The 15,568-nt window shown below is 56.0% G+C and carries 12 protein-coding genes and 1 pseudogene; 7 read left to right on the forward strand and 6 right to left on the reverse strand.

Annotated elements, in window-relative coordinates; translation table 11 throughout:
• From NWQ23_RS15160 to infB, 5 genes and pseudogenes are all read left to right on the forward strand, one after another.
• A pseudogene (locus NWQ23_RS15160) lies at nt 1-189 on the forward strand (peptide ABC transporter substrate-binding protein); the annotation flags it as partial.
• A 228-nt stretch (nt 190-417) separates the two neighbouring features.
• Nucleotides 418-993: a ribosome maturation factor RimP gene (gene rimP / locus NWQ23_RS15165; RefSeq protein ID WP_306167227.1), complete on the forward strand. Its 576-nt coding sequence runs from the start codon at nt 418-420 to the stop codon at nt 991-993.
• Nucleotides 993-2,603 (forward strand): transcription termination factor NusA, encoded by a 1,611-nt coding sequence (nusA, locus tag NWQ23_RS15170; protein ID WP_306167228.1) that lies wholly within the window; start codon nt 993-995, stop codon nt 2,601-2,603. Before rimP ends, nusA begins: the two co-directional genes overlap by 1 nt.
• Nucleotides 2,604-2,626: 23 nt before the next feature.
• A complete protein-coding gene (locus NWQ23_RS15175; RefSeq protein WP_306167229.1) occupies nt 2,627-3,259 on the forward strand; it encodes an RNA-binding protein in 633 nt (210 codons plus the stop codon).
• Nucleotides 3,256-5,739, forward strand: a complete 2,484-nt coding sequence (infB, locus tag NWQ23_RS15180; protein WP_306167230.1) for a translation initiation factor IF-2 — start codon at nt 3,256-3,258, stop codon at nt 5,737-5,739. Before NWQ23_RS15175 ends, infB begins: the two co-directional genes overlap by 4 nt.
• A 71-nt stretch (nt 5,740-5,810) precedes the next feature.
• Here infB and mutT read toward each other — a convergent pair whose 3' ends face one another.
• From mutT to NWQ23_RS15195, 3 genes are read right to left on the reverse strand one after another with little or no spacing between them, the layout of a single operon-like run.
• On the reverse strand, nt 5,811-6,209 hold the full coding sequence (gene mutT / locus NWQ23_RS15185; protein ID WP_306167231.1) for an 8-oxo-dGTP diphosphatase MutT: 399 nt from the start codon (nt 6,207-6,209) through the stop codon (nt 5,811-5,813).
• A complete protein-coding gene (argJ, locus tag NWQ23_RS15190) occupies nt 6,206-7,420 on the reverse strand; it encodes a bifunctional glutamate N-acetyltransferase/amino-acid acetyltransferase ArgJ (protein ID WP_306167232.1) in 1,215 nt (404 codons plus the stop codon). The genes mutT and argJ overlap by 4 nt, the downstream gene beginning before the upstream one ends.
• A 6-nt stretch (nt 7,421-7,426) precedes the next feature.
• Nucleotides 7,427-8,269, reverse strand: coding sequence for a peptidylprolyl isomerase (locus tag NWQ23_RS15195; RefSeq protein WP_306167233.1), 843 nt, complete (start codon nt 8,267-8,269; stop codon nt 7,427-7,429).
• 194 nt (nt 8,270-8,463) lie between these two features.
• Here NWQ23_RS15195 and secA point away from each other — a divergent pair, with 194 nt between their 5' ends.
• The gene (gene secA, locus NWQ23_RS15200) at nt 8,464-11,178 is read left to right on the forward strand and encodes a preprotein translocase subunit SecA (protein WP_306167234.1); all 2,715 of its coding nucleotides are present in this window, start codon (nt 8,464-8,466) and stop codon (nt 11,176-11,178) included.
• A 104-nt stretch (nt 11,179-11,282) separates the two neighbouring features.
• Nucleotides 11,283-12,275 (forward strand): hypothetical protein, encoded by a 993-nt coding sequence (locus NWQ23_RS15205; RefSeq protein WP_306167235.1) that lies wholly within the window; start codon nt 11,283-11,285, stop codon nt 12,273-12,275.
• Here the strand turns inward: NWQ23_RS15205 and radC are convergent.
• The 3 genes from radC to NWQ23_RS15220 all read right to left on the reverse strand — a co-directional run.
• A complete protein-coding gene (gene radC / locus NWQ23_RS15210; protein ID WP_306167236.1) occupies nt 12,272-13,039 on the reverse strand; it encodes a DNA repair protein RadC in 768 nt (255 codons plus the stop codon). The two genes, NWQ23_RS15205 and radC, sit on opposite strands and share 4 nt — an antisense overlap.
• Before the next feature lie 43 nt (nt 13,040-13,082).
• Complete coding sequence (gene dnaJ / locus NWQ23_RS15215) at nt 13,083-14,222, reverse strand: molecular chaperone DnaJ (protein ID WP_306167237.1); 1,140 nt, start codon at nt 14,220-14,222, stop codon at nt 13,083-13,085.
• A 71-nt stretch (nt 14,223-14,293) separates the two neighbouring features.
• Nucleotides 14,294-15,568, reverse strand: a 1,275-nt coding sequence (locus tag NWQ23_RS15220) for an Hsp70 family protein (RefSeq protein ID WP_306167238.1), incomplete at its 5' end; no start/stop codon positions are given.

Consider the following 15,568-nt stretch of genomic DNA (forward strand, 5'->3'; position numbering starts at 1 on the left):
GACAGCGACAAGCGTCGTGAGCAGTACTTCGAGATGCAGCAGATCCTGCGTGACGATGGTGGTGTGATCCTGCCAATGTTCGCCAACTATGTGCAGGCCGTGAACAACCGGATCGTTTCACCAGAAACCGTGGGCAACCTATGGCAGATGGATAACGGCCGTATGGCCGAACGTTGGTCTGTGGCGTAACTTATCGCCTCACTGAAACAGAAACGCCCTGCCGAAAGGCGGGGCGTTTTTTGTTTCTCGGAATCGCCTGAATAGCTGACTAAGGACACGAGGGCTTGCAGACTCGCTCAACCTGCCCTATGTGTTCATCAACAGCGGCGACTTGGCCTCCACCCCCAAGCCTCCACCGGAAATTTTCACGGGCCGCGCGCCCGTTTTTTTGTGTCCGCACGCAAGCCGGAAAGAATAATGAACGATCTGATCGCCAAAGCGGCCATTGACCGTCGCATCGCCGAGATTATTACCCCTGTCGTAGAGGACATGGGCTTTGAAGTTGTGCGCGTTCGCCTGATGAGCGGCAAGGAAAGCATCCTGCAGATCATGGTGCAGCGTCCGGACGGCACGATTGAAGTGGATGAATGTGGCCAGATTTCCACCGCGCTCAGTGCTGTGCTGGATGTCGAAGACCCTATTCTGGATGTCTATACTCTGGAGGTTTCCAGCCCCGGCATCGACCGCCCCCTGACCCGGATGAAGGATTTCGATCAGTGGGAAGGCTTTGAAGCCAAGGTCGAGACAGATGAACTGATTGATGGCCGCCGCCGCTTTAAGGGGCAATTGGCCGGTACCGAGGGTGACGAGGTGTTGATCACCATCACCGAAGGCACAATCGGTCTGAAATTCGAATGGCTGTCAGATGCCAAACTGGTTCTGACAGATGAGTTGATCCGCGATGTTTTGCGTGGACGAAAAGATGCGGGTCAGATCGACGAGACCCAATTTGACGAGATTGAAACGATTATAGACGGTGAGGAGAACACCTGATGGCATACACATCCGCAAACCAGCTGGAGCTTTTGCAAACAGCCGAGGCTGTCGCCCGCGAAAAGAATATCGAACCCGGTTTGGTTGTCGAAGCGATGGAAGAATCGCTCGCTCGTGCTGCAAAGTCCCGCTATGGCGCGGAAATGGATATTCGCGTGTCCATCGACCGCAAGACCGGCCGCGCGACCTTTACCCGCGTGCGGACTGTTGTCGAAGATGATGCGCTTGAGAACTATCAGGCCGAATTTACTGTGGCTCAGGCCAAAGAGTACATGGAAAATCCGCAAGTCGGTCAGCAGTTCATCGAAGAAGTGCCCCCTGTCGAATTGGGCCGCATTGCCGCGCAGTCTGCCAAGCAGGTGATCTTGCAAAAGGTCCGCGAAGCCGAGCGTGACAAGCAGTACGAAGAATTCAAAGACCGCGCCGGCACGATCATCAACGCGCTGGTCAAGCGTGAAGAGTACGGCAACGTCATCGTTGATGTGGGTTCAGGCGAAGCTGTCCTGCGCCGCAACGAAAAGATCGGTCGCGAGGCCTATCGCCCCAACGACCGTATCCGCTGCTACATCAAGGAAGTCCGCCGCGAACAGCGCGGTCCACAGATCTTCCTGAGCCGGACTGCGCCTGAATTCATGGCAGAGCTGTTCAAAATGGAAGTCCCCGAAATTTACGAAGGGATCATCGAGATCAAGGCTGTTGCCCGCGATCCGGGTTCACGCGCCAAGATCGCCGTGATCAGCTATGACAACTCGATCGACCCAGTCGGTGCCTGTGTTGGTATGCGCGGTTCGCGCGTGCAGGCCGTTGTTAACGAACTGCAGGGCGAAAAGATCGACATCATTCCTTGGAATGAGGACATGCCGACCTTCCTTGTGAACGCGCTTCAGCCTGCTGAAGTGTCCAAGGTTGTTCTGGATGAAGAAGCCGGCAAGATCGAAGTCGTTGTTCCAGAAGAGCAGCTTTCGCTGGCGATTGGCCGTCGCGGACAGAACGTGCGCCTTGCTTCTCAACTGACCGGTCTGGATATCGACATCATGACCGAGGAAGAAGAAAGCAAGCGTCGTCAGGCCGAATTCGAACTGCGCACGAAATTGTTCATGGATACCCTTGATCTGGACGAATTCTTTGCCCAATTGCTTGTCTCGGAAGGGTTCACAAACCTTGAAGAAGTCGCCTATGTCGAACTTGACGAGCTTTTGGTTATCGAAGGCATCGACGAGGGCACCGCAGGTGAATTGCAGGCCCGTGCCCGCGATTATCTTGAAGCACAGGCGAAAAAGGCGATGGATGCTGCAATTGCAGCTGGTGTCGAGCAAAGCCTGATCGACTTCGAAGGTCTGACGCCACAGATGCTGGAAGCGCTGGGTGCAGATGGCGTGAAGACGCTTGAAGACTTTGCCACCTGTGCCGACTGGGAACTGGCTGGCGGCTGGACCACGGTCAACGGTGAGCGTGTGAAGGACGAAGGCGTGCTTGAACCATTCGATGTGTCTCTTGAGGAAGCGCAGCACATGGTGATGACAGCCCGCGTGATGCTGGGCTGGGTTGATCCTGCCGATCTTGTGTCTGACGCAGACGAAGATGAACTGACAGAGGAAGCGGAGGCCTGATTGCAGGCCTTCGGGGATCGCAGATGGCGCGTGGTGGCCAAAACAAAGACAAGGATGATGCGATACGCAAATGCATCGTCACAGGAGAAGTACAGCCAAAAGCTGGGCTGATCCGCTTTGTTGTGGGGCCGGATAATCAGGTTGTACCTGACATTCTGGGCAAATTGCCGGGGCGCGGGATGTATGTGACGGCTGACCGTGCCGTGCTTGAAGAAGCAAAGAAGGGTCAGTTTTCACGCTCTGCCAAACAGGCGGTAACGGTGCCTGATAATCTGATCGACGAGGTCGAGCGTCAGTTGGCGCGCCGCACCGTTGATTTGATCGCGCTGACCCGCAAAGCGGGGCGTGCGGTCTGCGGATTTGAAAAGGTAAAGGGCTGGCTTGCCGGTGGCGAGCGGGTCCGTGTTCTGGTTCAGGCCTCTGATGGGTCGGAGCGGGGCAAAACGAAATTATGGACGCCCGAAGGGGCCCGATACTTCGGGTGCCTCACGTCATCCGAATTGGGTTTGGCATTTGGGCGCCAAAGTGTGATACATGGCGCGCTTGCGACTGGTGGACTCAGCAATCGTGTTGTAGAGGAAGCCACAAAGCTACGCGGATTGCGTGAAGGGAACGGCGGCGATACGGCCTCCGGGAAGGATAAAGAAGCTAAATGAGCGATAACGACGGTAAAAAGACACTCGGCCTAGGCGGTTCGCGTCCAAGCAACGTGAAGCAAAGCTTTAGCCATGGGCGGACCAAGAACGTCGTGGTGGAAACCAAGCGCAAGCGCGTTGTGGTGCCCAAGCCGGGTGCGGCCAAGCCAACAGGCACCGGTGGCCCCGTGGGTGGTGATCCATCAAAGCGTCCTGCCGGCATTTCTGATGTCGAACTCGAACGCCGGATGAAGGCGCTCGCGATGGCGAAAGCCCGTGAAGCTGAAGAAACAGCCAAACGCGATGCCGAAGAAAAAGCTCGGGCCGCCGAGCGTGACGCCCGCCGCGCCGAAATTGAGGCAAAAGAAGCCGAAGATCGCGAACGTGACGCCCGCGCGAAGGCGAAAGCCGATGAAGAAGAGCGCAAGATTGCCAAGGCTGCTAGCGTAAAAGCAGCCGCAGATGCGCCAGCACCAGATGTTGCCGTACCAGGCGAGACAGCTGTTTCGCGCCCAACTTCTGCCCCTCGCAAGGCGGAGCGCGGAAATGACGACCGCGACAAGGCCGCAAAAGCAAAGCCGGGTCGTGGTGACGATGATGGACGCCGCGCAGGCAAGCTGTCTCTGAGCGATGCGATGGCTGGCCGCGAAGGCGGACGTCAGCGGTCTATGGCCGCGATGAAGCGCAAGCAGGATCGTGCGCGTGCGAAAGCCATGGGTGGTTCTGTCGAGCGTGAAAAGGTCTTCCGCGAGGTATCACTCCCACCGGCGATCACGGTGTCCGAATTGGCCAATCGCATGGCCGAACGTGTGGCGGATGTGGTTAAGTCCTTGATGACAAATGGTATCATGGCGACCCAGAACCAGACGATCGACGCAGATACGGCTGAACTGATCATTGAAGAGTTTGGTCACACTGTTGTGCGTGTTTCGGACGCGGATGTTGAAGATGTCATTCAGACTGTCGCAGACAAGCCCGAAGATCTTGTCAGCCGCCCGCCGATCATCACCATTATGGGCCATGTCGACCACGGCAAAACCTCTTTGCTGGATGCGATCCGCCATGCAAAGGTTGTTGCAGGCGAGGCTGGTGGCATTACGCAGCATATTGGTGCCTATCAGGTGGTAACGGAAGGCGGCACTTTGCTCACGTTCCTTGATACGCCGGGCCACGCTGCCTTTACCTCTATGCGATCCCGCGGTGCCCAGGTGACAGATATTGTCGTGCTTGTTGTTGCTGCCGATGATGCGGTCATGCCGCAAACGATCGAGGCGATTAACCATGCAAAGGCGGCGAAAGTGCCGATGATCGTGGCGATCAACAAGATCGACAAACCCGATGCAAACCCTGACAAAGTCCGCACCGGTCTGCTTCAGCACGAAGTTGTCGTCGAAAAGATGTCGGGCGACGTGCAGGACGTCGAGGTTTCGGCGTTGACTGGTCAGGGTCTGGACGATCTGCTCGAGGCGATTGCGCTGCAATCCGAGATTCTGGAACTCAAGGCGAACCCGAACCGTGCCGCCGAAGGTGCGGTGATCGAAGCCCAGCTTGACGTTGGCCGTGGCCCTGTTGCCACCGTACTGATCCAGAATGGCACACTACGCCAAGGCGATATCTTTGTTGTGGGCGAGCAGTACGGTAAGGTCCGTGCGCTGATCAATGACAAGGGCGAGCGCGTGCAAGAAGCTGGTCCTGCGGTCCCTGTTGAGGTTCTTGGCCTGAACGGCACACCCGAAGCGGGCGACGTGCTGAACGTGGTTGAAACCGATGCGCAAGCCCGTGAAATCGCCGAGTACCGCGAGAAAGCCGCCAAAGAAAAGCGTGCCGCTGCCGGTGCTGCGACCACGCTAGAGCAATTGATGGCCAACGCCAAAGCCAACCAAAGCGTCAGCGAATTGCCGATTGTCGTAAAAGCAGACGTTCAAGGGTCTGCCGAAGCGATCGTGCAAGCGATGGAAAAGATCGGCAATGACGAGGTCCGCGTGCGTGTTCTTCACTCTGGTGTTGGCGCGATCACGGAAACCGATATCGGTCTGGCAGAGGCATCCGGTGCCCCCGTCTTTGGCTTTAACGTCCGTGCGAATGCTTCGGCGCGGAACACAGCCAACCAGAAGGGTGTCGAGATCCGCTATTACTCGGTCATCTATGATCTTGTGGATGATGTGAAAGCGGCGGCCTCTGGCCTGCTTTCTGCCGAAATCCGCGAAAAATTCATCGGCTATGCCAATATCAAAGAGGTCTTCAAGGTTTCGAACGTGGGTAAGGTCGCCGGTTGTCTTGTCACCGAGGGTGTTGCCCGTCGTTCCGCTGGTGTGCGTCTGCTGCGTGACAACGTGGTGATCCACGAAGGCACGCTCAAAACACTCAAGCGCTTCAAGGACGAGGTGCCAGAGGTCCAGTCCGGTCAGGAATGCGGCATGGCGTTTGAAAACTATGATGACATCCGGCCGGGTGATGTGATCGAGATTTTCGAGCGCGAAGAGGTCGAACGGAACCTTTGATCGAGGCGCTATATCTATATTGAAAAGGGCGGACCGATTGGGCCGCCTTTTTCATTTTGTCGATGTCAGGATCATAGCCAGTCGCGCAAAATCGGGATCAGTGGTACATCAGCTGCGGGCATCGGGTAGTCCCGCAATTCATTCGCCCGCACCCATTTGAGCGCCTGGCCTTCGCGTGATTGCGGTGTGCCATTCCATTTGCGGCAAGCAAAGAGCGGCATCAGAAGGTGAAAATCATCATAGCTGTGGCTTGCGAATGTCAGCGGTGCAAGGCAGGACGCCCATGTGTCGATGCCCAACTCTTCTTGAAGTTCGCGGATCAGCGCGGCTTCTGGTGTTTCGCCTGCTTCGACCTTGCCGCCCGGAAATTCCCAAAGTCCTGCCAAGGATTTCCCTTCCGGGCGCTGTGCCAAAAGCACGCGCCCGTCAGGATCAATCAGGGCAACTGCCGAAACGAGTACGGTTTTCACGAACGATAGTCCGCGTTGATGCTGATATAGCCGTGGGTCAGATCACAGGTCCAAACGGTGCTTGTTCCGTCCCCAATCCCCAGATCAACGCCAATTTCGAGTTCGGCGTTCTTCATGTAGGCACTGGTCGCTTCTTCGGAATAGTTGGGCGCGCGCCAGCCGTTTTCGGCAACGGTAATATCCCCAAATCGGATGCTAAGCCGGTCCCGATCCGCCGCAGCGCCGGATTTCCCGACAGCCATCACGACACGACCCCAATTCGCATCTTCGCCCGCAATCGCGGTTTTCACGAGCGGGGAATTGGCAATTGAAAGGGCCACTTTGTGAGCATCATCATCGGATCGCGCGCCCTCGACCTTGACGGTGACAAACTTGGTGGCGCCCTCCCCATCGCGCACCACCTGATGCGCAAGGTCCTGCATGACGCCATGCAGCGCCTCGACAAAACCGTCGTGACCCGTGACATCGACACCCGACGCCCCTGTCGCTGCCATCAGCAGGGAGTCGGAGGTTGAGGTATCGCTATCGACTGTGATGCAATTGAAGGTCTTGGCGTTCAACGCTGAAACGATCTTTTGCAAGTCGGACTGGCCGATTTTTGCATCCGTAAAGATATAGACCAGCATCGTCGCCATATCCGGTGCGATCATGCCCGAGCCTTTGGCGATGCCCGCGATTTTGACAGGCTTTCCCGCAACATCCACTGTCGCTGCGGCGCCTTTGGCAAAGGTGTCTGTTGTCATGATCGCGCGGGCCGCTTTCTCGATCGCGTCTGCGGCTTGGTTGGCATGAAGTTCAGCAATCTTGGCCACGATCCGGTCGTGCGGCAAAGGTTCACCGATCACGCCGGTTGACGCGGTAAAGACCCGGTCAACAGCGACACCGGTTTCATCACAAACCGCTTGGCAGATTGCAGCAACAGACGTCACGCCCCGCCCGCCTGTAAAGGCATTCGAATTGCCCGAGTTTACAAGGATCGCGGCAGCGCCGCCCGGATCACTGCCCAGCTTGGCCTGACAATCCAGTACCGGCGCAGAGCGGGTTGCAGAGCGTGTGAAAACGCCCGCGACCGATGTGCCCGGGGCCAGCAAGGCCAGCAAGACATCGGTACGATCTTTGTATTTTATCCCTGCGGCTGCTGTCGCAAAGGTGACGCCGGTGATTTCAGGCAAATCCGGAAACCGTGCCGGCGCGAGTGGAGAAATGTCCATTTTTGCCTAGTCCAACAAGTCGATTTGGTCGATCAGATTGGGGTCAAACTGCCCTGCTTCCGGTTCCACGATGGTCTGTGCAGCCGCCAATTCCTCAAGACGCGCCGTGATGGCAGCTTCTTGAAGCTCTGCTGTGATCTCGCGGCGCAAATCCTCGAGTGTCGGCTGAGGCTGCACCCGTACTTCCATTAAAGTTGCGACGTGCCAGCCAAATTGGGTCTCGAAAGGTTCACTGACGCCACCCACTTCAAGCGACGTGATCTGGTCTTCAAATGCGGGGACCATTGCGCCTTTGCCGAACCAGCCGAGGTTGCCACCGTTGGGGCCAGTCGGGCCGATTGAAACATCGCGTGCAACATCGGCAAATGCGGCGCCTTCATCAATGCGCGCCTTTGCTGCTGCGGCCTCTTCCTCTGTTTCGACAAGCAAATGTGATGCGTTGAACTCTTCAATTTCGACAGCATCGGCAAAGCGCATGTCATAGGCTGCCTGAATATCGGCTTCGGTGATTGATGTCTCGGCGATTTCGGTGATGACCTGGGCAGCCAAGAGCGAGCGGCGCTCGTTGTTGAGTGTGTATTCGACAACAGCCGGTGTTTCGGTCAGCACATCAGCAAGAAGTTGCTGTTGGATCAGCTGGTCGATAATCCCCTCAAACAGCACTTCGTTCGGGAACTGCGCAAACTGTGGCGGCAGCTGTGTCCGCGCGATGATGACCTCGCCCAACGTGATTTCTGTGTCACCAACTGTTGCCACGATGGTGTCTGCCGTCACGTCTTGGGCGGTGGCACCGGTGGTCATCAGTGCGGTGACTGCGGCAGCACCCAAAAATGTTACATGTTTCAGCATTTAACGTTCCCTTTATTGGCCACGAATGTGCGCGGCGTTGACACTGTAGAGGCAGCCCCTTACATCCCATGAATGCCTCGAGGAGGCCTAAAGTTGCGTAACCTTGGCCCTTTCTAAGTGGCTGGAGACGGGCCTACAAGCGACCTCCTCTCAAATAGATGTCAGACAGGTGCTGTGGCACCGCCGGAGAGAACATGCTGGGTTTCGGAACGATCGCCAAAAAGGTGTTTGGCAGCGCGAATGACCGCAAAGTGAAAGCCGCCCGCCCCTTGGTCGACAAGATCAATGCATTGGAGCCGGAATTCGCGGCGCTGACCGATGAAGGCATCAAGCAAAAGACAGAAGAACTTGCCAAGCGGGCAATGAGCGGCGAGAGCCTTGATGATCTGTTGCCAGAGGCCTTTGCAAACTGTCGTGAGGCCGCAAAGCGTGCGCTGGGCCTGCGGGCCTTTGATACCCAACTCAAGGGCGGGATCTTCTTGCATCAGGGCAATATTGCCGAAATGAAGACAGGTGAGGGCAAAACCCTTGTTGCGACTTTCCCTGCCTATCTGAATGCGCTGACCGGCAAAGGCGTGCATATCGTGACCGTCAACGACTATCTGGCGCGCCGCGATGCGGAATGGATGAGCAAAGTTTATGGCGCGCTGGGGCTGACCACCGGTGTTGTGGTGCCGCAGCAGCCTGACGATGAAAAGAAAGCCGCCTATGCCTGTGATGTGACCTATGCCACGAACAACGAGCTGGGCTTTGACTATCTGCGCGACAACATGAAGTCTGATCTTGATCAGATTTACCAGCGTTATCATAACTTTGCGATTGTGGACGAAGTCGACAGCATCCTGATCGACGAAGCGCGTACACCGCTCATTATCTCTGGCCCTGCCCAAGACCGGAGCGAGATGTATGCCACTATCGACAAGATCGTGCCCAATATTTCCGAGGAACATTTCACACTGGACGAAAAGACCCGTCAGGTGACGTTTACCGACGAAGGCAACGACTTTCTTGAGGAAAAGCTGAGCGCGGCCGGCCTGCTGCCAGACGGTCAAACGCTTTATGATCCGGAAAGCGCCACGCTGGTGCATCACGTCAACCAAGCGCTGCGGGCGCATAAGCTGTTTACCAAAGACAAAGACTACATCGTGCGCGACAACGAGGTCGTCTTGATCGACGAATTCACGGGCCGCATGATGGCCGGGCGTCGCCTGTCCGACGGTCTGCATCAGGCGATCGAAGCCAAGGAAGGCTGTGCAATCAAGCCAGAGAACGTGACCTTGGCTTCGGTGACCTTTCAGAATTATTTCCGGCTTTATGACAAGCTGGGTGGCATGACCGGTACAGCCGCGACCGAGGCCGAGGAATTCCGCGAAATCTATAATCTTGGCGTTGTCGAAGTCCCGACCAACAGACCTGTTGCCCGTGTGGACGAGGACGATCAGGTTTACCGGACCGCGCGCGAGAAATACGCAGGCATCGTCGCAGAGATCAAAGAGGCACATGCAAAAGGCCAGCCGATTCTCGTCGGGACCACATCCATCGAAAAGTCCGAACAACTGGCCGAAATGCTGAAGGCTGAGGGAATCACCTTTAATGTCCTGAACGCGCGCCAGCATGAGCAAGAAGCGCAAATTGTGGCAGATGCGGGCAAGCTGAACGCCGTCACCATCGCGACGAATATGGCGGGCCGAGGCACCGACATCCAGTTAGGCGGCAACGTCGAGATGCGTGTCCTGCAAGCCATGGCCGAGGACCCAGAAACAGATCCAGAGGCGCTGCGCCAAAAGATCGAGGCCGAAGTTGCCGATGAGAAAGAACAGGTGAAGGCTGCAGGTGGTTTGTTTGTTCTGGCAACCGAGCGCCACGAAAGCCGCCGGATCGACAACCAGTTGCGCGGCCGTTCCGGCCGTCAGGGTGACCCGGGACGGTCTGCTTTCTTCTTGTCACTTGAAGATGACCTGATGCGCATTTTCGGGTCCGACCGTTTGGAAAAAGTCCTCTCTGGTCTGGGCATGAAAGAGGGTGAAGCCATCGTTCACCCTTGGGTCAACAAGTCACTTGAACGGGCGCAGGCAAAGGTTGAAGGCCGCAATTTTGATATCCGCAAGCAGTTGTTGAAATTCGACGACGTCATGAACGAGCAGCGCAAAGTTATCTTTGCGCAGCGCCGCGATATCATGAAAGCAAAAGACCTTTCAGAGGTCACCAAAGACATGCGTGATCAGGTGATCGAAGACTTGGTTGATCAGTATATGCCACCAAAAACATATGCAGATCAATGGGATACCGAAGGTCTTTATGCATCCGTGATCGAGCAATTGGGCATAGATGTCCCGGTGATGGCGTGGGCGGATGAAGAAGGCGTCGATGATGACGAAATCCGCGAGCGCCTCGAGCAGGCGGCTGATGCTTACATGGCCGAAAAGACCGAGGCCTTTGGCGAAGAGACGATGCGCAGTGTCGAAAAGCAATTCTTGCTTCAGACCATCGACGCCAAATGGCGGGAGCATCTTTTGACGCTAGAGCACCTGCGGTCTGTTGTCGGGTTCCGCGGTTATGCGCAGCGTGATCCGCTGAATGAATACAAGACGGAAGGTTTCCAGCTTTTTGAAAGCATGCTGGATGGGTTGCGGACAGACGTTACTAAGAAACTGTCCCAGATCCGGCCGATGTCAAAAGAACAACAAGAGCAGATGATCGCGCAAATCCGCCAGCAGCAGCAAGCCGCGGCGCAGGCAGCAGCATTAGCGGCGGCCGCATCAACGGCTTCGGCCGCACCGATCGCCGGAGAAGCGCGCGCAGGTTTTGACGAGAACGATCCCGCCACTTGGGGAAATCCGGGTCGAAACGACAGCTGCCCATGTGGGTCAGGAAAGAAATTTAAACACTGTCATGGGCGCCTTGCCTGATTTCTGACATAATTGAGACATGCTAAGACCTCTTGGTTGTCCCGCTCATGTCACCGTCGAACACTAGTGATCGCTGGTGTATTGGGCTACCGTGGGGGATGGGGATGTCTCGCTTCAAGACCGTCAAGACGATCCTATCAACTATGACCATCGCGGTCGCGGTGGGCTTTGTCATGCAATACGGCGAGACTGCACCCAATATGCAAGCTGGTGCAGAAAATGCGATGTATAATAGTGCACCACGCACATTGATGATGTCGACCAATGCCCAAGGCGAGGCGGTTTTTGGCGTCCCGAATGTCGTAATGACGCCGCTAAACCATGCCGCCAATGTACAGCCTGTTGTTGCGGTTGATGTTGTCTACACCGAACTGGATGTTCCGGTTCTGGGGACGATCATGGCGACCCCTATTATCGGCTGTCAAACGACACTCACCACCAAGCGTCAGCCAGCAGCATTGGTAGAATTGACCATTGATGCCCCTTGCTTTGCGAATTCCACATTCACTGTACGGCACAATGAGATGTTGTTTTCAGGTGTGACTGATCGCACCGGGACGGCGCTAGTGACTGTTCCCGTCTTGACCACGGACGCCATGTTCTATGTGGCTTTTGACAACATTGTTCAGGCGAGCACCGAAATCTTTGTGCCTGAATTGCGTCAATATGATCGTGCCGTCTTGCAATGGGAGGGGACAGAGAACATGCGTCTCCATGCCCTTGAAGGTGGGGCACAGATCGGTGATCCTGGTCATGTCTGGTCTGCCTCGATCCATACTGCAGAGGACGCGCGCAGTGGCCGCTACGGCTTTGTGGTCTATCTTGGCATCGCACAGGGTGAACTATCCTATCAGGCTGAAGTGTATACTTTTCCGGCCGGTCAGATGAACACAGATGCTGTGGTTGATCTGTTGGTGGGGGTGAGCGTCAACGAAGCCAACTGTGGACGCGAGGTTGACGCGACCACGATCCAAACCAATGCGGCCCAAACGCTGGTGACATCCGACGTGGCTATCAAGATGCCCGATTGTGATCAGATTGGGCAAGTTGCCCTGATCAGCGACAAGTTTGCGGACCTCACCTTGGCCGCCCGCTAGCGATGCCGGTCAAATAGCCCTTGTGCCCGAAAGCTGGTTTCGTTTGATTTTCCAATGATCAGGTGATCGTGCACGCGGATGCCCAGCGCATTTGCAGCGGCATCAATCTGTTGTGTCATTTGAATATCTGCATCAGAGGGCGTCGGGTCACCCGAGGGATGGTTATGGACCAGAATCAAGGCGCTCGCATTGAGTTCGAGTGCCCGTTTCACCACCTCGCGCGGGTATACCGGTACGTGATCGACGGTGCCTTGTGCCTGTTCTTCATCTGCAATGACCGTGTTCTTGGTATCAAGAAAGAGGATACGGAACTGTTCGGTCGCACGGTGCGCCATCGTAGTGTGGCAATAATCAAGTAGCGCATCCCAGCTTGAGACGACATGACGCCGCATGACTTTGGCGCGGGACAATCTATGCGCTGCAGCCTCGACGACTTTCAATTCGATGATCACCGCCTCACCGATGCCATCCATCGTCCTGAGCTGAGCAGGGGATGCAGACAGCACCTGATTGAAATCACCGAATGTTGTAATGAGTTTATGCGCCAAGGGTTTGACGTCTTTTTGCGGAATGGCCCGAAACAGGACGAGTTCTAGCAGTTCGTAGTCAGGGAGCGCTGCCGCCCCTCCCGCCATAAAGCGGGTGCGCAACCGTTTGCGATGATCCCGCATGTAAGACGGCACCCTGCCTTTTTCCAAAGCGATGACATCACGCACATCGTCATGATCTGGGAAAAGTGAGGGCGCTTCGGCAAAATGAGACATGTCACCATTCTGCCAAAGTATTCATTACTTCGTGGTTAACGGATCAGCTTTTCATTGAGTCCCAAAAGCTTTTGACAGAAGCAAAAAAGCTTGAGCCATGCGGATTGTTATCTTGGCTGAGTTGATCAAACTCTTTGAGAATCTCGCGTTGCCGAGCGGTGAGCTTCACCGGTGTCTCGACCGCCAACTCGATGAACATGTCTCCTGCCCCACCGCCACGCAGCGCGGGCATACCTTTGCCCCGCAAGCGCATCTGCCGGCCCGATTGGGAACCCTCGGGTACCTTCACGCGACTACGGCCACCATCAATGGTGGGCACTTCGATTTCACCGCCCAAGGCGGCCGTTGCGATTGACACAGGGACTCTGCAATGAAGGCTGTTCCCATCGCGCTCAAAAAGCGCGTGTTCCTTGACCTCGATAAAGATATAAAGGTCACCGGTCGGTCCGCCACGCATCCCTGCCTCGCCTTCGCCGGCAAGCCGAATGCGCGTGCCGGTTTCGACACCAGCAGGGATATTCACCGAAAGTGATTTCTCTTTCTCGACGCGGCCCTGACCGTGGCAGGTTTTGCAGGGATTCTTGATAATCTGACCCATGCCGGAACAGGTTGGACAGGTTCGTTCGACTGTAAAGAAGCCTTGCTGTGCGCGGACCTTGCCCATGCCCGAGCATGTGGGGCAAGTCTGCGGTTCTGATCCGCCTTCCGCTCCCGTGCCATTGCAGCTATTGCAGCCAACCGCGGTGGGTACGTTGATTGTCTTTTGCTGGCCAGCGAATGCCTCTTCGAGGTTGATGCGCAGGTTATAACGCAGGTCATTCCCGCGCTGGGCTGCGCTTCGACGGCCACCACCACCGCGCCCACCCATGAAATCGCCAAACAAGTCGTCAAACACGTCAGAGAACGCACTGGCGAAATCGCCTTGGCCTCCACGCGGGCCGCCGCCGCCCATACCGTTTTCAAAGGCAGCATGGCCGTAGCGGTCGTAAGCAGCTTTCTTGTTTGGGTCCTTCAGGACTTCGTAAGCCTCGTTGGCTTCCTTGAATTGCGCTTCTGCATTGGGGTTGTCGGCGTTTCGATCTGGGTGAAGCTCTTTCGCCTTTTGGCGATAGCCTTTCTTGATCGTGTCAGCATCCGCACCTTTGGCAACGCCAAGCACTTCATAATAGTCACGTTTTGCCATGATGTTTCCCCTTGGGAATGGAAAAGACCGGCCCAATTCCGGGGCCGGTCAATTCTCAGCGGCGTGCAGCCTTAGTTGCCACGCTTGCCGTCGCCCAGATCTTCGAAATCCGCATCGAGGATATCTTCATCTGCGCCACGTGTGTCTGGCTCTACTTCGCCGGCCTCTTCTTGGCTGGCTTTATAGATGGCCTCGCCAAGTTTCATGGCAGCTTCGGTCACGTTCTGGATGCCCGACTTGATCTTGTCGGCCTTGTCACCCTCAAGCTCGTCTTTCAGAGCAGCAATGGCGAGTTCGATTGCCTCGATCGTGGTCGGATCAACCTTGTCGGCATGCTCTTCCATCGACTTTTCGGTCGAGTGGATGAGGCTTTCAGCCTGGTTTTTCGCGTCCACAAGTTCGCGGCGGGCCTTGTCAGCCTCGGCGTTGGCTTCGGCGTCCTTGACCATTGCTTCGATGTCCTCTTCGGACAGTCCGCCAGAGGCCTGGATCGTGATCTTCTGCTCTTTGCCGGTGCCTTTGTCCTTGGCGCCAACTTCAACAATACCGTTGGCGTCGATGTCAAAGGTGACTTCGATCTGTGGCATGCCGCGCGGTGCGGGCGGGATGTTTTCAAGGTTGAACTGGCCCAACATCTTGTTGTCGGCGGCCATTTCACGCTCACCTTGGAACACACGCAAAGTCACGGCGTTCTGGTTGTCTTCTGCGGTCGAGAAGACCTGTGACTTTTTCGTCGGGATCGTTGTGTTGCGGTCGATCAGGCGTGTGAACACACCACCAAGGGTTTCGATACCCAAGGAAAGTGGTGTCACGTCGAGCAGTACAACGTCTTTGACGTCACCCTGCAAAACACCGGCCTGAATGGCAGCGCCCAAAGCCACGACCTCATCGGGGTTCACACCCTGATGCGGTTCCTTGCCAAAGAACTTGGCCACTTCTTCCTTGACCTTTGGCATACGTGTCATGCCGCCGACCAACACGACCTCGTCGATGTCGGATGTGGACAGGCCCGCGTCTTTGATAGCGGCCTGACAAGGTTTCATTGAGGATTTGATCAGGTCGTTGACAAGGCTTTCCAGCTTGGCGCGGGTCAGTTTCATGACCATGTGCAGCGGCTGCCCGTTTGCGCCCATCGAAATGAACGGCTGGTTGATTTCGGTGCTGGTCGAAGAAGACAGCTCGATCTTGGCCTTTTCGGCAGCTTCTTTCAGACGCTGGAGCGCCATCTTGTCTTTGGTCAGATCGACAGTGTTCTCTTTTTTGAACTCTTCCGCCAGATAGTTAACGATGCGCATGTCAAAGTCTTCACCACCAAGGAACGTATCACCATTGGTGGATTTCACTTC

It is taken from the genome of Yoonia sp. (assembly GCF_030731595.1).
Lineage (GTDB): Bacteria > Pseudomonadota > Alphaproteobacteria > Rhodobacterales > Rhodobacteraceae > Yoonia.